Source organism: Rhodococcus sp. Leaf225, assembly GCF_001426145.1.
Classification (GTDB): Bacteria; Actinomycetota; Actinomycetes; order Mycobacteriales; family Mycobacteriaceae; genus Rhodococcoides.
Genome location: NZ_LMRN01000020.1, coordinates 143,745 through 163,586, shown reverse-complemented (window position 1 = coordinate 163,586; position 19,842 = coordinate 143,745). Strand labels below are relative to the sequence as shown.

The window sequence follows — 19,842 nt, the reverse complement described above, 5'->3', positions numbered from 1 at the left end:
GGGCCTGACCGTGGTTACTCTACCGGAAGTTACGTACCCGTAGGTTACGCCGTCGTATCTGTGACCCGCTTCACTGCCTGACGCGCCTCGAGCCGCGCCTCGTGCAGGGCAGACCGCAGTCCGCGCTTGCGACCGGTGACCGGATCGAACCGCACCCGGTCCACGACGGAGGAGCCGGAGCTCTGGAAACGGCGCTCCGAACTGGTCTCCGGCGCATCGTCCGACGTGCGACGAAGCAGCTGGTCGGGCAGCGACAGTTTGAAGATGGTGCGCAGCGCCTTCCAGTACTGGGTCGCCAGGTTGCCGGTGGTGTACGGCAGGTCGTACTTGTCGCACAGGGCGCGCACCCGGACGGCCACCTCGGCGTACCGGTTGCTCGGCAGGTCCGGGAACAGGTGATGCTCGATCTGGTAGCAGAGGTTGCCGCTCATGAACGCCATCGTGGGGCCGGCCGTGAAGTTGGCGCTGCCGAGCATCTGCCGGAGGTACCACTCCTCGTGGGTCTCCGTCTCGAACTGGCCCATCGTGAACTTCTCGGCGCCGTCCGGGAAGTGACCGCAGAAGATCACGGCGTACGCCCACAGGTTCCGCACCACGTTGGCGGTGAGGTTCGCCCCGAGTGCACGACGCCACGCCGGACCCGCGAGCAGCGGGAAGAGCACGAAATCCTTGCCGACCTGCGACGCGACCTTCCGAGCGAACTCCTTGTTCGGCTCCGAGAGCAGCTGCGTCGCGGGAACACCGGCCTCGAGCTTCGCCGCGTCCAGGTCGTGCAGAGCGATGCCCCACTCGAACGTCAGTGCCAGCACCAGGTTGCCCAGGGGCTGCACCAGGTTGCGAGGCCGCCACTTCTCGTCGCGGGTCATCCGGAGGATCCCGAAGCCCACGTCGTGGTCCATGCCGACGATGTTGGTGTACGTGTGGTGCGAGTAGTTGTGCGCACGCTTCCAGTGCGCGGACGGACCGGTCTGGTCCCACTCCCACGAGGTGGAGTGGATCTCCGGATCGTTCATCCAGTCCCACTGACCGTGAGAGACGTTGTGGCCCAACTCCATGTTCTCGATGATCTTGCTGGCCGCCAGCAGACCTGCGCCCACCAGCGCGGCCGAGCGCCAGCGGGAACCCATGATCGCGAGCCGTCCGCCGACCTCGAGCGCGCGCTGCAGCGCGATGGTGCGGCGGATGTACTCCGCGTCCTTGCGTCCTCGGGTGTCCTCGACGTCCCGACGGATGGCATCGAGTTCACGACCGAGGGACTCGATGTCCTCGTCGGTCAGATGTGCGAACTCCAAGATGTCCGTGATGGCCATGCTGGTCTACTCCCCGGATCGCGGTATGCCGTTCCTCGCACCGATTCGGTATCGGCGGGCAGGCCTTTCCGAGAATAGCGGACGAGCCTGTGCGCAGGGTGTGTGTGCGATCACCCCTGCGGCGCGACCCGGGGCCGACGGAGTCAGAGTTCGAGCGTGCAGTCCCCGGCAGCCGCGGAGATGCATGTCTGGATCCGCTCGCCGTGCGCATGCTCCTTGCCCGAGCGCAGATCTCGGACGTGACCGTCGGTCAACGGCACCACGCACGTCTGGCAGATACCCATGCGGCAGCCGAAAGGCATTCGCACACCCGCCTTCTCACCGGCCTCCAACAACGTGGTGGCGCCGTCCACCGCCACCGTGCGGTCGGAGACGGAGAACGTGACCGTGCCGCCGTCGCTCGGCGCGCCGGTGCGCACGATCTCGAAACGCTCGGTGTGCAGGTTCTCCGAGATGCCTGCCTCCCGCCACACCCTCTCGATGTCGTCGAGCATCGCCGCCGGACCGCACGCCCACGTCTGACGCTCGCGCCAGTCCGGGTAGTGCTCGTCTAGCGAGCCCAGATCGAACTTGCCGTCCGAGCGGGTGTGCTGCACGTGGGACACGACCGAGTCGTACTTCGCGTCGAGCGCCGCCAACTCCGAGGCGAACATCACGTCGTCCGCCGTGGGAGCCGAGTGCACGTGCACCACGTCGGGCATGTGGCCGCGCGAGTCGAGACTGCGCAGCATGCCGATCACCGGTGTGATGCCGCTGCCGGCCGTGACGAACAGGATCTTGGCGGGTGGCGGCTCCGGGAGGGCGAAGTTCCCCTTCGGCGCGGCGAGCCGCACGATCGTGCCCGACGGCACACCGCCGACGAGATGCGAGGACAGGAAACCTTCCGGCATCGCCTTGACGGCGATGGAGATCTGCTTGTCCTTCCAGTCGGGCGGCGACGTCAGGGAGTACGACCGCCAGTGCCACCGACCGTCGACGTGGAGGCCGATGCCGATGTACTGCCCCGGCCGGTAGTCGAAGTCGAAGCCCCATCCGGGCTTGATGACGATGGTCGCGGCGTCGCCGGTCACCTTCTCGATCCGCACGATGCGGCCGCGCAATTCGCGCGCGGACCACAGCGGATTGGCCAGGTGCAGGTAGTCGTCGGGAATCAACGGCGTGGTGATGCGCGCGAACGCACCGCGCACCACGTTCAGCGACGGCCGCCGCGGGGACGACACACTCGCGGCCGGGGCTTCGAGCCAGTCCTTGATTCCCATGTCACATCTCCTCGGTCGAGCGGCCACCACGGACGCAGTCGACGACTGCGACGAAACAGGGCGGTGTCGGAGCGGTTCCGGTGTCAGAGCAGTTCCGGTGTCAGAGCAGTTCCGGTGTCAGAGCAGTTCCAGGAGAAACGGTATCTCCTGCGGTGCGTACCAGGCGAGTTCATGATCCTCGACGTCGCCCAGCACGAACTCGGCGTCGGGATCCCCCAGGTCGGCCGCGTCCACCGCGGCGACAGCGGCGCTCACGGCGGACTCGGCCGCCGCGAGATCGACGTGGACCGCCGCCACCTCCGTCAGGGAGAGCGGCGCCGGCAGGCGGACCACGGCGTCGTCGAGATCGGGACGCAGGGTCACCGGATCGACGTCGGCGGCGATGACGACGCGGCGGAAGCTCGGAGTGGCGTCGGCGACCTCGTCGGCGTCCCCGTCATCGTCTGAGTCGAGTTCCGGCTCACCGCCGATCAGGCGCAGCGACGCCCGCGCGGCCTCCCGCAGCGCGACGTCGGCCAACTCGTCGTCGTCACCGGAGACGTACGCCTCCCGCAACGTCGGCGTCACGGCGAAGGCCGTCCGACTGATCGGCGAGAACTCACCCTCGTCCACCAGTGTCTGCAACATCCGCATGGTCGCCGGAACGAACACCCTCACCTGCGCCTCATTCCCTCACCGTCGTCAGCGGACGTTCTTGTCGTCGCGCGCCGCGTCGACCAGTTCCTCGAGTGCCTCGTGCAGCAACGTGGTGATCACGTCGATGTCCGGCATCGCTGCCCGGTCCGCGTTCACACCGTAGTAGACGTTGCCGTCGTACGACGTCAGGCCGATGCTGAGCGCCTGATTGCGCACGAGCGGCGGCACCGGATACATCTCGAGCATGCGTGCACCGCCCGCGTAGAGCGGGAACTGGGGGCCGGGGGCGTTGGTGACGATGATGTTGAACATGCGCTGCGACAGGCTCGACCCGACGCGCGCACCCATCGCGTGCAGCGTGGCCGGCGCGAACCCGGACAGCGTGATGAGGGTCGACGCCGTCACACCGCGACTCTGTCCCAGGTGAGCCTCCGTCGCGTGCGACACGTGGGACAACCGCACCACGGCGTTCGGTTCGCCCACGGGCAGATCGATGAGGAAGGACTCGACCTCGTTGGGCGGCACGTCGCCCTCGTCGCCCGTCCCCGTGGCGGCCGCGTGCACCGACAGGGGCACCATCGCGCGCACCGTCGTGTACGGGCCGATGGGCTCACCGCGCGAGAGCAACCAGTTCCGCAGAGCACCGGACACGACCGTGAGCACGACGTCGTTCACCGTCCCCCCGAACTTCGACCGCACCATCCGGTAGTCGTCGAGATCGGTCTTGGCCACCGAGTACCGGCGGTTGCGGGAGATGGTCGTGTTCAGTGGACTCGTTGGTGCCGTCTGCGCCGCGGTGCGGACCACCGCCGCGAACTTGCCCACGGCGCGTACCGCCTCGCCGGCGGCGCGGGTGACGTCACCGACGGCTCCGCGCACCGCCTCCACGCCCTCCCCCGGCCGCGACACCATCTCGGCGAGCGCCCCGGCGACGAGCGCCTTCTCCGACGGTTCCCGCGCGGGCATCCACAGCTCCTCGGCCATCGGAGTCGGAGCCTTGGTGGCGTCCAGGATGACCTGACTGATCTCGAGCGCCTTGTCGCCGTCCACGATCGACGAGTGCGACTTGGTGAAGATCGCGAACCGGTTCCGTGCCAGACCCTCGACCAGGTACATCTCCCACAGCGGACGCGTGCGATCGAGAGGGCGTGAGGTGAGTCGCGCGACCAGGTCGTGCAGCTGTTCGGTGGATCCCGGCTTGGGCAGCGCGGAACGCCGGATGTGGTACGTGATGTCGAAGTCGCGGTCGTCGACCCACACGGGGCGAGCCAGGCCGAAGGCCACCTCGCGCACCTTCTGGCGATAGCGCGGAACGAGAGCGAGCCGGCTCTCGACGAGGGTGAGCAGTTCGTCGTAACTGAAGCCCCCGCGCGGGAGCCGGAAGATGGCGAGCGACCCCACGTGCATGGGAGTCGTACTGGCCTCCAGGAAGTAGAAGGACGCGTCCTGAGTGGTGAGTCTGGTGGCCAACGCGCGAATCCCCTCGGTCGAGTGTGACGGGTCCCAGTCTCGCACGACAGATGAGACCGACCACGCTCACGATCGTCCTCGTGGTCCGCGCCGTGTCGGTTCCCCGTCGTCCTCGTCGGAATTCACCGACCCTGACGGGCTGCGGTGTGACGACGCCCCGCGTCTGCCTCGACGGGCCGGAACCGCGTCCGTGCGTGCGACACTCGCCGCACACCGGCCGTGGCCGCACAGGTACGAGCATGGAGGAGAACGCATGACATCGGAGGTCGTTCACGTGGCGCGGTTGCCGAGATCCGAGCCACCCGAGGTCGGCGCGACTCCCACGCGTGCACGCCCGACGACCCGGTCCGCGGGCCGAGCGCTCTCGTCGCCGCGCCCCGGCCCGCACTCGGGACGATCGACCTCGCGACCGACCCGGCCCGTCGTCGGACCGTCGGAGGCCGACGCGCGCACCGCCGCCGCGGCGCGGCACGTCGCCGATCGCGTCCTGCGTCTGACACTCGAGGTGGTGGACCGCCGCCGACCCGCGGCGTCCCTGCGCGCGGTGCTGTCACCGGCCATGGTCGGAATGGCGACAGCCCTGTCGACGGCGGCCGTGCCGGGCCGAACACTCGGTGTCGCCGTCGTCCGGACCGTGCACGTGCGCGCCGCCGGTCCGGTGCCCGACGGCGCCGGGCACGGCGACGTCGAGGTCTTCGGCACCTACTCGCGTGGTGACCGCGTGTTCGCCGTCGCGGCACGACTGACGGCACGGCGCAACACCACCGGTCCGGCCTGGGTGCTCACGAGCCTGCGCCTGTCCTGAGGCGGCGGTCGCCGCCCCCGGACGAGCAGATCACTTGCGCCGCTTGGCCTTCGGTGCGCGCTTGACCGGCTTGACCCCGGCCCGAGCCGCCTCGCGGCGCTCGCGTCGGGTGCCGGAGCTCGACTCGCCCGTCGGCGACCCCGACCCGGCGCGGCGGACCGAGGTGCCGCCCGTCTCGTCGGGACCGGAATACGTCAGGCGACCGGTCGACTCGTCGTCCAACCCCTTGGCGCGCAGCGCGGCAGGTGCGGCGGGCCGCGGTTCGGGCGCCGATTCCGGCGTGGGTTCGGGTCGACGCTGCGCCGGCGCCGCGGGGGCGGCCTGCGCTGCGGGGGCGGCCTGCGCTGCCGGCGCCGGTCGGGCTGCGACGGGCGACTGCAGTCCCGCGCCCACCTGCAGGCCCGCGGAGGCCGCGGGGCTCGGCGCCGCCGCCTCGACCTGCAGGTTGAAGAGGAACCCGACGGACTCCTCCTTCAACCCGTCGAGCATGCCGGTGAACATGTCGTAGCCCTCGCGCTGGTACTCGACGAGGGGATCGCGCTGCGCCATCGCGCGCAGACCGATGCCCTCCTTGAGGTAGTCCATCTCGTAGAGGTGCTCACGCCACTTGCGGTCGAGCACGGACAGCAGCACCCGTCGTTCGAGCTCGCGCATACCGCCCTCGCCCGCGATCTCGTTGATCTCCGCCTCACGCGTGGCGTAGGCCGCGCGGGCGTCCTCGAGCAGCGCCTCGCGCAGGTCGTCCCGCGACAGGTCGCCCTTCTCGCCGAACTCGTTCTCCGCTGCGAGGTCGGTGTGCTGCACGCCCACCGGGTAGAGCGTCTTCAGCGCGGTCCACAGCTGTTCGAGGTCCCAGTCCTCGACGTAGCCCTCCGAGGTGGCGCCGTCGACGTACGCGGTGACCACGTCGGTGATCATCTGCTCGACCTGGCCCTCCATGTCCTCTCCGCGGAGGATGCGGCGACGCTCCTCGTAGATGACGGTGCGCTGCTGGTTCATCACCTCGTCGTACTTGAGGACGTTCTTGCGGATCTCGAAGTTCTGCTGCTCGACCTGCGTCTGCGCGCTCTTGATGGCTTTGGAGACCATCTTGGCCTCGATCGGGACGTCGTCCGGGAGGTTGAGTCGCGTCATGATCGACTCGAGAGCGGCACCGTTGAATCGGCGCATCAGCTCGTCGCCGAGCGACAGGTAGAACCGGCTCTCCCCCGGGTCGCCCTGACGACCCGAGCGTCCTCGCAACTGGTTGTCGATACGGCGCGAGTCGTGCCGCTCGGTACCGAGGACGTAGAGACCGCCCGCGTCGCGGACCTTGTCCGCGTCCTCGCGGACCTGGTCCTTGACCTTCTCCAGCGTGGGCTCCCACGCCGCCTCGTACTCCTCCGGCGACTCGACGGGATCGAGCCCCTGCCCGCGCAGCGCGAGGTCCGCGATGATGTCCGGGTTGCCGCCGAGCACCACGTCGGTTCCTCGACCCGCCATGTTGGTGGCCACCGTCACCGCGCCGGACCGGCCGGCCTCGGCGATGATGGTCGCCTCCTGCTCGTGGAACTTGGCGTTGAGCACGTTGTGCGCGACACCGCGCTTGGTGAACTGCTTGGACAGGTACTCCGAGCGCTCGACACTGGTGGTACCGATCAGAACCGGCTGACCCTTCTCGTGCCGCTCGACGACGTCGTCGACGACGGCACTGAACTTGGCTTCCTCGCTCTTGTAGATGAGGTCGCCGTTGTCCACACGCACCATCGGGCGGTTGGTGGGAATGGGGATGACACCGAGCGAGTACGTCTGGTGCAGCTCGGCCGCCTCGGTCTCGGCGGTACCGGTCATGCCGGAGAGCTTGTCGTACAGACGGAAGTAGTTCTGCAGCGTGATCGTGGCGAGGGTCTGGTTCTCGGCCTTGATCTCCACCTTCTCCTTGGCCTCGATGGCCTGGTGCATGCCCTCGTTGTAACGGCGCCCCACCAGGATGCGGCCGGTGAACTCGTCGACGATGATGACGTCGCCGTCTCGGACGATGTAGTCCTTGTCGCGCTGGTAGAGCTCCTTCGCCTTGATGGCGTTGTTCAGGTAGCTCACCAGCGGCGAGTTGGCGGCCTCGTACAGGTTGTCGATGCCCAGCTGGTCCTCGACGAACTCGACGCCCGCCTCGTGCACACCCACCGTGCGTTTCTTGATGTCCACCTCGTAGTGGACGTCCTTCTTCATCATGGGGGCGATGCGGGCGAACTCGGGGTACCACTTCGACGACGCGTCCGCGGGGCCCGAGATGATCAGCGGGGTACGGGCCTCGTCGATGAGGATCGAGTCCACCTCGTCCACCACGGCGAAGTTGTGTCCGCGCTGGACCAGGTCGTCCAGCGAGTGCGTCATGTTGTCGCGGAGGTAGTCGAAACCGAACTCGTTGTTGGTGCCGTACGTGATGTCGGCCGCGTAGGCGGCACGCCGCTCGGCGGGCGTCATGCCCGAGAGGATCACGTCCACGCTCAGTCCGAGGAAGCGGTGAACGCGGCCCATCCACTCCGAGTCACGCTTGGCCAGGTAGTCGTTGACCGTGACGACGTGGACGCCGTCACCGGACAGCGCGTTCAGGTACGCCGGGAGGACGCAGGTGAGGGTCTTGCCCTCACCGGTCTTCATCTCGGCGACGTTGCCGAAGTGCAGCGCGGCACCGCCCATGACCTGGACGTCGAAGTGGCGCTGGGACAGCACCCGCTTGGACGCCTCGCGGGCGACCGCGAACGCCTCGGGCAGCAGTTCGTCGAGGCTCTCGCCGTCCTGGTGCCGCTTCGTGAACTCGTCGGTCTTCGCACGCAGTTCGGCGTCCGACAGGGACTCGACGTCCGGCGACAGGGACGACACGTGGTCGGCGATGTGCTTCAGCCGCTTGACCATGCGACCTTCACCGACACGGAGCAACTTGGACAACGACAACGTCGGCACGGGCTATTCGTCCTCAATATCGGGTACGTGGGGCGTGAACCGAGCCCGTCCACACGGGGGGCGCAGTTCGATGCGAAGAGACCTCGTCGGTCTCCCGGCGGAACCATCGTAGGCGTCGAGCCTGACAGCGCGCTGTGAGGCACACCGGATGTTCCGCGCACGACACCGGGCGCCCGCCGGAGCGGACGCCCGATGTGGTCGGCGCGGCGGTGCGAGCGTCAGGACAGACGCAGCAGTCCGTAGTCGAACGCGTGGCGGCGATAGACGACCGACGGCCGGTCGGACTCCTTGTCGTGGAACAGGAAGAAGTCGTGGCCCACGAGCTCCATCTCGTACAGGGCGTCGTCGACGGTCATCGGCACGGCCGGGTGTTCCTTGACGCGCACCACGGTGCCCGGGCCCTCGGTGGCGTGGTCGTCGACGGCGGGCGCCTCCTCGACGGGGGCAGTGACGGCCTCCTCGACGAGCGCGGCGGTCGCCTCGGCCACCGACACGGGCCGCTTCTCCCCGTAGTGGACCTTGCGGCGGTCCTTCGTCCGTCGGAGTCGGCTCTCGAGCTTGGTGGTCGCCGACTCGAGGGCGGCGTAGAAACTGTCCGCGCAGGCCTCGGCACGCGCGACGGGCCCCTTGCCCCGCACGGTGATCTCGACTCGCTGGCAACTCTTGGACTGACGACGGTTGCGTTCGTGGAACAGCTCGACGTCGAACAGATGGATGGTGGGATCGAAGCGCTCGAGGCGAGCGAGCTTCTCGGAGACGTACAGGCGGAAGTGGTCGGGTATCTCGACGTTGCGACCCTTGACCACGACCTCGGCGGCGGGTTCGGCGCTCGAGCTGTCGTCGGCCGGGACGGCACTGGGTGCATCGTCGAAGTAGACGGAATCCGCAGTGGTGTCGGTCGAGTCGAGGGCGGTGGAGTCGTTCTGCTCCGGACCATGGGCGTGAGCTTCGCGGGGATGCGCGTGCACCCGGTGGGTGCTCGTGTGTGCAGTCGTCACTGGTGACGTTGTCGTCATACGTACCTCCCGATAGAGGCCGCGCCGAGATCGCTTCTGGCGCAGCGGAAGAACGGTGACACCGGAGCGCGGACCGCCCGGCGCCTTCGGTGGTGAGGCATCACCTCCAGACCCGGTAGCGAGGATCGATCGTGGCCCTGACCGTAGTCGCTCCCCGGGTGGTCTGCCACTGTTCACGGGATATTCACGGGACCTTTTCAGGCTCCCTTTCCGGCACCGGGACAGGCACTGCGACGTCAGCGCACGGCGGCGAGAACGAGCACCGCGTCGACACCGACACCGGACCGTCGCAGTGCCGCCACCGACTCCGCGGCGGTGGTTCCGGTGGTCACCACGTCGTCGACGAGCAGCACCGGTCCGCGACCGATCGCGGCGATGCCCCCGCTCCGGACACGGACCCGCCCCCGCAGGTTGTCCGCACGCTCGTCGGCGGTGAGACCGACGGAGTCACGCACCTGCGCGTCCACCCGCAGCACCGACACGACGCGCACGTCCTCCGGTGCGAGCACCCGCGCGACACGGCGGCAGGTACGCAGGATCGGATCACCACCGCGCGCCCGTGCCGCGCGGCGTCGGGACGGGGCCGGGACCAGCACGAGGGGCGACAGCTCGGGTGGATCGATCTCCCCGGCGTCGCGCAGGCGCGTCACGGCGGCGGCGAGGGCGACCCCGAGCGGTGCCGCGAGATCCCGCCGACCGCGTTCCTTCATCGCCAGGATCGACGCACGGTGCGGGCCGGCGTACGGGCCGAGCGCCCAGCACGGCACCCCGGGATCGACACGCGGCCGCACCGACCCCGGCGCCGCGTCGAGCGCGCAGGCGCAGGCGGGGCACCACGAGGCGTCGACACGGGCGCAGCCGCCGCACTCGCGGGGCAGGATGAGGTCCAGCAGGGTCGTCGGCACCGGGACACTGTGTCGCGGGGCTCCGACAGAGTTCGCCGCTCGTCAGCCCGGCAGGACGGGCACGGACTTCGTGCCGGTCAGGCCGGGCACCTCGCGCCAGTAGCGGTCACTCGCCGGGTCGCTGTCGTCGATCTGGAACACGGCGCGCGAATCGGCCACGTAGGTGCTCGACGCGGAGGCGTCGACGGACACGACGGGAGCGGTGAGGTTGCGGCTGGGCAGCCCGTCGAGACGTGAGCCGTCGACGGCCACCTGCACGATCGGGATGTCGGTCGCCGCTCGGGCCACGACCACCGTGTCGCCGGTGCTCCAGTCCAGGGACAGCGCCGCGCTCGCCAGACCGTTGGCCACCGCCTCGGGCTCGCGGAGTGCGTAGGTGCCGTCGGCGCGCCGCACCACCACCGCCACGTAGACGGCGCCGTCCACGATGAGAGCCGCTCGCACCCCGTCGCGGGAGAGCCGCAGTTCGGTGATCTGGCCGCCGAGCTCGGCGATGTCGGCGGAATCGACGTCCACCACCGACACCTGTCCGGTGGCCGGGTCGCGGACGGCGCGCTTGACCACGGTGCCGTCCACGACGGCCCACACGGCGTCGCGGTCGGGACCCCAGGTGGGCCGGGTGATCGAGCCACCCTCCGCGACCGGGAAGGCGTTGCCGCCGTAGGAGCCGATGAGCAGCGCGTCGGGCGGCTGCGGCGCCGCACGACCGGTGTCCGACACGGCCGCCACGAGCGTTCCGTCGCTGGACAACGAGATGGACCGCATGTTGTTGACGGTGCCGAAGTAGCCGGGAACCGGTGTCACGCCGTCGGTTCCGATGCGGACGAGCCCGCCGTTGCGCAGTGCGTGCAGGCCCACGTCGGCACCCGTCACCGCCAACGGATCGAATTCTGCGACCTCGGCGGTGGTCCAGCCGTCCGGATAGTTCGGGTCCAACGGCGCGCCGTCCGAGAGCAGGACGTAGGGACCCGACACCTCGGCCTCGGCCAGTGTCCAGATGATCTGCGCGGCAAGTAGTTCGCGGGTCGCGCGGTCCAGCGCACCGGCACCTCGGAAGTCGATGCGGACACCGCCGAGACCGATGCCGACGGCCGAGGTACGCCCGTCGGCTTTCGTGATGGGACCGGCTGTGGTGACACCGTTGAACACGTTGCGCACCGCCGGCTCCAGCGACAGTCGCGGACCCGCCTGCAGCAGTGCTGTCAGGGTCTCTGTCATCCGGTCCTGCGTGGTGTTCACCCAACGCTGATCGGGCACCAGTTCGGTGCCGGTGGGATCGACGAAGTACAGCGACTTGCGCTGGTACGAGGTGAGGAACTGGGTGCGGTCCATGACGACTCCGGACGGCAGCTCGTCGATCCGCCACTCGCCGTCCTCGCGGGCCAGCGTCACCTGGGTCTCGAACGATCCCTGCTCGGCGCGGTACTGCCCACCCTGATCGAGCTGCCCCACCCGGTTGGCTCGGATCGTGTACTGCGCGGCGTCACTCGACCGGGAGTCCTCGAGGACGTCCACCTTGTCCACGACGATCGCGCTGGCGCCGTCGTTCCACTCCGAGGCGGCGTTCGCCGTCAGGAACTGACGTGCACCCGCGTGGTCGTCCGCCGGATCGGTGCTGGCCTTGACGAAGTCGCGGACGAGAAGATTGGGTTCACGACCCGCGGCGGGAACGGGTAGTTCCTGCTCGACGGGTCCGCGCGCGACGGTGCCGATGGCCTGCGGCGCAGACGACGCGGGCAACGACGCGCATCCGGACGCGACGAGCCCGAGCGCGGCCACGCACGCCACGAGGGCGGCTCGTCGCTGCGGCACGGTGCGGTCTCTCACGGTCGCTGCTCCCCCGCCGCGGCGCCGACACTCGTCGGGCGCGCCGCCGGAAGCGGCTGTCCCTGTGCGTACCTGCGGCCCGCGGGTCGCAGCGGCAGGGGGCTGGACACGACCTTGCGACCACGCACGCGCGGCAGCGTGAAGCGGAACCAGGCGCCCTGGCCCGGTTCGCCCCAGGCCTCGAGCTTGCCGTCGTGCAGGCGGGCGTCCTCGAGACTGATGGCGAGCCCCAGGCCCGTACCGCCCGAACGTCGGACGCGGGACGGATCCGACCGCCAGAAGCGGTTGAACACGAGCTTCTCCTCACCGGGGCGCAGTCCCACACCCTGGTCCCGCACGACGAAGGCGGCGGCGTCGTCGTCCGCGCGCAGGCGCAGCAGGACGGGCTTGCCCTCCCCGTGGTCGAGAGCGTTAGCCAACAGGTTGCGCAGCACGCGTTCGACACGGCGCGGATCCACCTCGGCGTTGACCGGCTCGTCGGGCATGTCGACGATCAGCTCGGTGCCCGTCTCGCGGGCGAGGTGCCGCACGGTGGACACCGCGGCGCGGGCGCACATACGGAGATCGAGTTGCTCGGACGCCAGTTCGGCGACGCCCGCGTCGTGGCGGGAGATCTCGAGCAGATCGTTGAGCAGTGTCTCGAAACGGTCCAGCTCGGCGACCAGCAACTCGGACGAGCGCTTGAGCAGCGGATCGAGACTCTCACTGGCGTCGTGGATCAGCTCGGCGGCCATGCGGACGGTGGTGAGCGGCGTTCGCAGCTCGTGCGAGACGTCGGACGTGAACTGGCGCTGCAGGTTTCCGAACTCCTCGAGCTGGGTGATCTGCTTCGACAGGCTCTCGGCCATCTCGTTGAACGACATGGCGAGCCGGGCGATGTCGTCCTCGCCGCGCACCGGCATCCGTTCCTTGAGCCGGCCGTCCGCGAAGCGCACCGCGATGCGCGACGCCGATCTGATGGGGACCACCACCTGCCGGGCGACCAGCATCGAGATGGCCGCGAGCAGCACCAGCAGGACCGCACCGCCGATGAGCAGGGTTCCGCGGACGAGGGCGAGGCTGCGGTCCTCTCCCGCGAGGGGGAACACCAGGTACAGCTCGAGGGTGGAGAGGTCCGACGCGGTGGGACTGCCGACGATGAGGGCCGGACCCGAGTAGCCGTCCGGTTCCGACACGGTCGCGTACTGGTAGCTCACCTGGCTGGCCTGGACGAACGAGCGCAACGTCTGCGGGATCTGGTCGGCGGGACCGGTGAACAGCTCGTCGCGGGCTCCGTCGCCGGGGACGATGAGCACGGGGTCGAACGTGCCGGCGGACGTGCTGTCCGCGCCGCTCTCGGTGTCCCGGCTCGTCAGACCGGACCGAGCGAGCTCCAGACGGTTCGAGATCGACGTCGAGTCGTCGCCCGCCAACTGGCTCTCGACGGACGCACGCGCGCGATCGAGCTCCTTCGTGGCGGCGTCGATCTTGGTGTCGAGAAGTCGATCCGTGATCTGACTCGTGAGCACGACGCCGAGGATCGTGATCACGATGAGGGAGAGCGTCAGCGTGGACACGACGACGCGCAACTGCAGCGACCGACGCCACGCGTGACCGGCGGCAGCCCACATGGACCGGGACCATCGCACCAGAGGCGAGAAGGTTCCGTTGATGCGTCGACGGGAGCGGGACGTGAAGATCACCGACCGTCCCGCAGTCGATCGGCTCCGATCACGGCGGGCCGGCCTTGTACCCGACACCGCGCACGGTGAGAACCACCTCGGGGTTCTCCGGATCCGTCTCCACCTTGGCGCGCAGTCGCTGGACGTGCACGTTCACGAGGCGGGTGTCGGCGGCGTGCCGGTATCCCCACACCTGTTCGAGCAGCACCTCGCGGGTGAAGACCTGTCGAGGCTTGCGGGCCAGCGCCACCAACAGGTCGAACTCGAGCGGCGTCAGCGAGATGAGCGAGCCGTCGCGGGTGACCTTGTGCGCCGGCACGTCGATGACGACGTCGCCGATCGACAGGAGCTCGGCCGGCTCCTCCTCGGTGCGTCGCAAGCGCGCGCGGACGCGCGCCACGAGCTCCTTCGGCTTGAAGGGCTTCATGATGTAGTCGTCGGCGCCGGACTCGAGTCCCAGCACGACGTCGACCGTGTCGGTCTTGGCGGTGAGCATCACGATCGGCACACCGGAGTCCGCCCGCAGCACGCGGCAGACGTCGATGCCGTTCATACCGGGGAGCATCAGGTCGAGCAGCACCAGATCCGGTCGGTTCTCCCGGACGGCGGACAGCGCCTGGGTGCCGTCTCCCACCACGAACGGCTCGAATCCCTCACCGCGCAACACGATGGTGAGCATCTCGGCAAGAGCCGTATCGTCGTCGACGACCAGAATTCGTGGCTTCATGACGACTATCGTGTCATCCCGTCGTACTCCGCAGTCTGATTGAGAAGTTCGGCGGCGAGTCTCGTCACGTCGACCTGCTCACCGTCCGCCTGCGCGCCGTTCACGACGAACCACGGCGACATCCACGACGAGGCCGCGAGTCCCGCGTAGACCGCCGCGGTGCGGGCCTGGAGACCACCGTCGCGCTCGTACGCGTCGCGGGCCCGCGACGGATCCTCCTGCTCCCGACCACGTGCGCGATGCTCCGCGACCTCGACCGGAACGTCGAGGAGGATCTGGGCGGAGGGACGCGGCAGGACGAGGCGATCGAACTCGAGCGCGCGCACCCACTCGACCATCGCACCGTCCGCGTCCTGGTGGACCCGCGCGGCGGAGTACGCCGCGTTGGACGCGACGTAGCGATCGAGCAGAACGACGTCGTGCCGGTGCAGCATCCGACGGAGATCGGACACCGCACCGGCACGATCGAGGGCGAACAGCACTGCCATCGAGTTCACCCCGGCGGCGAGATCGCCGTGCTCACCGGCCAGCGCCTCGGCGGCCAGGTCGGCGTGGATCGACTCCCCGTAGCGGGGGAAACCGACGCGGACGGCGTCCACCCCGGCGGCCTCCCACGCGTGCGCGAGGCGGGACGAGAGCGTGAACTTGCCTGCTCCGTCGACGCCCTCGATCGCGATGAGAGTGCCCATCGACTCCACTCCTGCCTGTCGAGTCCTACGGGACCGAGTGTCAGTACCGGTAGTGCTCGGGCTTGTACGGGCCCTCGACGTCGACACCGATGTACTCGGCCTGCTCCTTGCTGAGCTTGGTTAACGTGCCACCGAGAGCCTCGACGTGGATCTTGGCGACCTTCTCGTCGAGGTGCTTCGGCAGGCGGTAGACCTCGTTGTCGTACTCGTCCGGCTTGGTCCACAGCTCGATCTGCGCGATGACCTGGTTGGAGAAGCTGTTGCTCATGACGAACGACGGGTGACCGGTGGCGTTGCCGAGGTTCAGCAGACGACCCTCCGAGAGGACGACGATCGACTTGCCGCTGGAGAAGATCCACTGATCGACCTGCGGCTTGATGTTGATGCGTGTCGAACCGGACCGCTCGAGACCGGCCATGTCGATCTCGTTGTCGAAGTGGCCGATGTTGCCGAGGATGGCCTTGTCCTTCATCGACCGCATGTGGTCGAGCGTGATGATGTCCTTGTTGCCCGTCGCGGTGATGACGATGTCGGCCTTGCCGATCGCCTCGTCCACCGTGACGACGTCGAACCCGTCCATGAGCGCCTGGAGCGCGTTGATCGGGTCGACCTCGGTGACCTGGACGCGCGCGCCCTGGCCGGCCAGCGACTCGGCACTGCCCTTACCCACGTCGCCGTAGCCGCAGATCAAGACCTTCTTGCCACCGATCAGCACGTCGGTGCCGCGGTTGATGCCGTCGATCAGCGAGTGGCGGGTGCCGTAGGTGTTGTCGAACTTGCTCTTGGTGACCGAGTCGTTGACGTTGATCGCCGGGAAGGTCAGCTCGCCGGCCGCGGCGAACTGGTACAGGCGCAGCACGCCGGTGGTGGTCTCCTCGGTGACACCCTTGACCGACTCGGCGATGCTCGTCCACTTGGTGGCGTCCTGCGCGAGCGACTCGCGGAGCAGTCCGAGGAAGACCTTGTACTCGTCGGAGTCGCGATCCTCGTCGACGGGCGGCACGACGCCGGCCTTCTCGAACTGCGCACCGCGCAGCACCAGCATCGTGGCGTCTCCGCCGTCGTCGAGGATCATGTTGGCGTGGCGGGGAGTGCCGTCCTCGGCGACCGGCCAGGTCAGCATCTTCTCGGCGGCCCACCAGTACTCGGCCAGCGATTCGCCCTTCCAGGCGAACACCGGGATTCCCTGCGGATCCTCGGGCGTGCCGTGGGGTCCGACGACGATCGCGGCGGCGGCGTGGTCCTGGGTGGAGAAGATGTTGCACGATGCCCACCGCACCTCGGCTCCGAGCGAGACCAGCGTCTCGATCAGGACGGCGGTCTGGACCGTCATGTGCAGCGACCCGGAGATCCGTGCACCCTTCAGCGGCTGCACGTCGGCGTACTCGCGACGCAGGGACATGAGGCCGGGCATCTCGTGCTCCGCGAGGCCGATCTCCTTGCGGCCGTACTCAGCCAGCGAGAGATCCGCGACCTTGAACTCGATGCCACCGCGGATGTCCGCCTGCAGCGCCTCGGTGCTCGAAATGTCGGGGGATGTCGATGTCGTCATTGTGTGATGCCACTCCTGTCGGCTGATGATCGGCTTCCAGGCTATCGGCTCACGGCTGCCCGCGGGTGGGTCGGGGCCACGACGTGTCCGGTTCCGTCGTCTCGCGCCGACGGGTCAGGCGGCGGCGGCGCGTTCGGGAACGGTCGCCCAGCGCCGTTCCAGTCGAGGGCGGGCGCTCGGCTGCATGTTCGCGCGGGTGACGTCGCCGTCGTAGTGCGCGACGACCCTGGGGTCCATCACGCGACGCCACAGGGGTGGGACGGCCGCGAGGACGACCATCGTCGCGTAGCCGGCCGGCAGTTGCGGCGCCTCGTCGAAGGTGCGCAACGTCTGGAACCGGCGGCCCGGGTTCGCATGATGGTCGCTGTGCCGCTGCAGGTGGTACAGGAAGATGTTGGTGACTATCCGATCGCTGTTCCAGCTGTGCCGCGGCGCGCACCGCTCGTACCGGCCCGTGGGTGTCCGTCCCCGGAGCAGCCCGTAGTGCTCGATGTAGTTGACGGACTCGAGGGTCATCACGCCGACCACCGCCTGGAGCACGAGGAACGGCAGGATGCCGACGCCGAAGACGGCGACCAGGACACCGAAGAGTGCAGCGGACATCGCCCACGCGTTGAGCACGTTGTTGCGGATCGTCCACACGCCGCTGCCCTTGCGCTCGAGACGCTGCTTCTCCAGCTCCCAGGAGGACACGAGGCCGCCGCTGACACTGCGGGACAGGAACCGGTAGAGGGACTCGCCCATGCGCGCGCTGGCCGGGTCGGCGGGCGTCGCGACACGCGCGTGGTGTCCGCGGTTGTGTTCGACGTGAAAATGGCCGTACAGGCTCTGCGCCAGAGCGATCTTGGCCAGCCAGCGCTCGGTGCTCTCCACCCGATGACCGAGCTCGTGCGCCGCGTTGATCCCGATGCCGGCGACGAGACCGACACTGACCGCGTACCCGATCTTGTCGACGGCGGACAGGGTGCCGAAGGTGACGAGGTAGCACGCGACACCGAGCCCCGCGTACTGCACCGGAAGGAACAGGAACGTGCACCACCGGTAGAAACGGTCGTGCTGCAGGTCCTGCACCTGCGCGTCGGACGGATTGTTGCCGTCCTCCCCCGCCAGCGCGTCGACCACGGGGATGACCAGGAAGAACAGCATCGCGCCGCTCCACCAGAAGGCCGACACCCCCGTGTGCAGAACCAGTTGGGACGGCAGCAGTGCCGAGGCGGGCGCCAGCATCCCCAGTAGCCAGAGCAGCTTCTTCGGGTCGTGCCACCGCCGCGCCATACGTCAACTCCTCGACATCGAGTGGACTCCGGGGCGGACTCGTGTCCACCCCAGAAACAAACTTCCGGTCTCGAATTCGAGTGTAGAGCAAGTATCGCGACGGTACGACGATCCGAATGGTGAGATCGGTCCGTTATCGGTGCGAAATATGGTGACTAGTGAGTGTCGTCCGCATGCTGCCGGGCTCCGAGCACCGAGTGGCGGCGGCTGTAGCCGAAGTACACCACGACTCCGAGCGCCATCCAGACGACGAACCGCAGCCACGTCTCCACCGACAGGTTCAGCATCAGCCACACGCAGGCCAGCACGGCGAGGATCGGCACCAGCGGAACCAGGGGGACGCGGAAGCCGCGCTTCAGGTCGGGACGGGTTCGACGCAGGACGACGACACCGATGGAGACCAGGACGAAGGCGAACAGGGTGCCGATGTTGACCATCTCCTCGAGCGTCCCGATGGGGAAGAACGCCGCGAGAAAGCCGACCACGATGCCGACGAGCACGGTGATGCGCACCGGGGTGCCACGGCTCCCCGTCTTCGCGAGACGACGCGGCATCAGACCGTCGCGCGACATCGCGAAGAGCACGCGCGACTGTCCCAGCATGAGCACCATGACCACGGTCGTGAGTCCGGCCAGCGCACCGAAGGAGATCACCTTCGACGCCCAGGTGATGCCGTTCAATTCGAACGCCGTGGCCAGGGTCGCGCCCTCGCCACCGAGTTCGGTGTACTTCACCATTCCGGTCAGCACCAGGGTGACCGCGACGTACAGGATCGTGACGATCAGGAGCGATCCCAGGATTCCGCGCGGCAGGGCCTTCTGCGGATCGGACGCCTCCTCGGCCGTGGTGGCCACCACGTCGAAGCCGATGAACGCGAAGAACACGAGACTCGCGGCGGCCAGGAGTCCGTACCAGCCGAAGTTGCTGCCCTCGGCGCCGGTGACGAAGGAGAACAGCGACTGGGTGAGGCCCGACTCCTTCTCGGCGGGGACGGCGGGCGGGATGTAGGGCGAGTAGTTCGCCGCCTTGATGTAGAACGCTCCGACCACGACGATGAGCAGCACGACGCCCACCTTGATCGCGGTGATGACGAGGGAGACGCGCGAGGAGATCTTCACACCCGTCGCGAGCAGGACGGTGAGCACCGCGACGATGACCAGGGCACCCCAGTCGACGTCGAGTCCGCCGATGGACACCACGGGCGACGACGTCCCGAGCACCTCACCGAGGTACAGGGACCAGCCCTTCGCCACGACGGCCGACGCGAGGGCGAACTCCAGGATCAGGTCCCAGCCGATGATCCACGCGACGAACTCTCCGAAAGTGGCGTACGAGAACGTGTACGCGCTGCCCGCGACCGGCACCGTCGAGGCGAACTCGGCGTAGCAGAGCGCGGCGAGTCCGCACGCGATCGCGGCGAACACGAAGGCGAGCGAGACGGACGGGCCCGCGACGTTCCCGGCGGTGCGCGCCGTCAGGGTGAAGATGCCCGCACCCACGGCGACCGCGACACCGAAGACGGTGAGATCCCACGATGACAGGCTCTTGCGAAGTTTCGTGTCCGGCTCGTCCGTGTCGCGCATCGACTGCTCGATGGACTTCGTTCTGCGCAGACCGGTGTTGCGCGAACCGGGTGCGTCCTTGCCGTCGATGGTCACCGTCGAAACTCCTCACGTCCTCCGGGCGGCAGTCGACCGCCCGAGGTCATCGTCACACGAACAGTGAACTCGGCGGGACGTATCCGCCAGCGTGTCGGGGCCGTCAGAT

The 19,842-nt window shown here is 68.5% G+C and carries 15 protein-coding genes; 1 reads left to right on the top strand and 14 read right to left on the bottom strand.

The window, feature by feature from the left end; translation table 11 throughout:
- Positions 1–44: 44 nt before the first annotated feature.
- From ASG69_RS14265 to ASG69_RS14250, 4 genes are all read right to left on the bottom strand, one after another.
- On the bottom strand, positions 45–1,310 hold the full coding sequence (locus ASG69_RS14265) for a fatty acid desaturase family protein (protein WP_056447798.1): 1,266 nt from the start codon (positions 1,308–1,310) through the stop codon (positions 45–47).
- A gap of 143 nt (positions 1,311–1,453) precedes the next feature.
- Positions 1,454–2,569, bottom strand: a complete 1,116-nt coding sequence (locus tag ASG69_RS14260) for a ferredoxin reductase (RefSeq protein WP_027506861.1) — start codon at positions 2,567–2,569, stop codon at positions 1,454–1,456.
- Positions 2,570–2,686: 117 nt separating this feature from the next.
- Positions 2,687–3,226, bottom strand: a complete 540-nt coding sequence (locus tag ASG69_RS14255) for a DUF6912 family protein (RefSeq protein WP_027506862.1) — start codon at positions 3,224–3,226, stop codon at positions 2,687–2,689.
- A 24-nt stretch (positions 3,227–3,250) separates the two neighbouring features.
- The gene (locus ASG69_RS14250) at positions 3,251–4,675 is read right to left on the bottom strand and encodes a WS/DGAT/MGAT family O-acyltransferase (protein WP_027506863.1); all 1,425 of its coding nucleotides are present in this window, start codon (positions 4,673–4,675) and stop codon (positions 3,251–3,253) included.
- Positions 4,676–4,928: 253 nt separating this feature from the next.
- On the opposite strand from ASG69_RS14250, the gene ASG69_RS14245 reads away from it, so the two are divergent.
- Positions 4,929–5,480 (top strand): Rv3235 family protein, encoded by a 552-nt coding sequence (locus ASG69_RS14245; protein WP_051613604.1) that lies wholly within the window; start codon positions 4,929–4,931, stop codon positions 5,478–5,480.
- Positions 5,481–5,510: 30 nt separating this feature from the next.
- Here the strand turns inward: ASG69_RS14245 and secA are convergent, their stop codons facing one another.
- The 10 genes from secA to ASG69_RS14195 all read right to left on the bottom strand — a co-directional run bounded on the left by secA (position 5,511) and on the right by ASG69_RS14195 (position 19,658).
- Complete coding sequence (gene secA / locus ASG69_RS14240; RefSeq protein ID WP_056447791.1) at positions 5,511–8,423, bottom strand: preprotein translocase subunit SecA; 2,913 nt, start codon at positions 8,421–8,423, stop codon at positions 5,511–5,513.
- A gap of 218 nt (positions 8,424–8,641) precedes the next feature.
- Positions 8,642–9,229 (bottom strand): ribosome hibernation-promoting factor, HPF/YfiA family, encoded by a 588-nt coding sequence (gene hpf, locus ASG69_RS14235; RefSeq protein WP_027506865.1) that lies wholly within the window; start codon positions 9,227–9,229, stop codon positions 8,642–8,644.
- 446 nt (positions 9,230–9,675) lie between these two features.
- Positions 9,676–10,344 carry a ComF family protein gene (locus ASG69_RS14230; protein WP_056447788.1) on the bottom strand — a complete coding sequence of 223 codons (669 nt, stop codon included), beginning with the start codon at positions 10,342–10,344 and terminating at the stop codon, positions 9,676–9,678.
- A 42-nt stretch (positions 10,345–10,386) separates the two neighbouring features.
- The gene (lpqB, locus tag ASG69_RS14225) at positions 10,387–12,156 is read right to left on the bottom strand and encodes an MtrAB system accessory lipoprotein LpqB (protein WP_056448050.1); all 1,770 of its coding nucleotides are present in this window, start codon (positions 12,154–12,156) and stop codon (positions 10,387–10,389) included.
- 11 nt (positions 12,157–12,167) lie between these two features.
- Positions 12,168–13,853: an MtrAB system histidine kinase MtrB gene (gene mtrB, locus ASG69_RS14220; RefSeq protein WP_056447785.1), complete on the bottom strand. Its 1,686-nt coding sequence runs from the start codon at positions 13,851–13,853 to the stop codon at positions 12,168–12,170.
- A gap of 28 nt (positions 13,854–13,881) precedes the next feature.
- Positions 13,882–14,559 carry an MtrAB system response regulator MtrA gene (gene mtrA / locus ASG69_RS14215; protein ID WP_027506869.1) on the bottom strand — a complete coding sequence of 226 codons (678 nt, stop codon included), beginning with the start codon at positions 14,557–14,559 and terminating at the stop codon, positions 13,882–13,884.
- A 5-nt stretch (positions 14,560–14,564) separates the two neighbouring features.
- Positions 14,565–15,248 carry a dTMP kinase gene (locus ASG69_RS14210; protein ID WP_056448046.1) on the bottom strand — a complete coding sequence of 228 codons (684 nt, stop codon included), beginning with the start codon at positions 15,246–15,248 and terminating at the stop codon, positions 14,565–14,567.
- Positions 15,249–15,288: 40 nt separating this feature from the next.
- On the bottom strand, positions 15,289–16,800 hold the full coding sequence (gene ahcY / locus ASG69_RS14205; protein ID WP_037186733.1) for an adenosylhomocysteinase: 1,512 nt from the start codon (positions 16,798–16,800) through the stop codon (positions 15,289–15,291).
- A 114-nt stretch (positions 16,801–16,914) separates the two neighbouring features.
- Entirely contained in the window at positions 16,915–18,075 is a 1,161-nt protein-coding gene (locus tag ASG69_RS14200) for an alkane 1-monooxygenase (protein WP_056447782.1), read from the bottom strand.
- Positions 18,076–18,230: 155 nt separating this feature from the next.
- Positions 18,231–19,658, bottom strand: a complete 1,428-nt coding sequence (locus ASG69_RS14195; protein ID WP_200933833.1) for an amino acid permease — start codon at positions 19,656–19,658, stop codon at positions 18,231–18,233.
- Between the last annotated feature and the right edge of the window lie 184 nt (positions 19,659–19,842).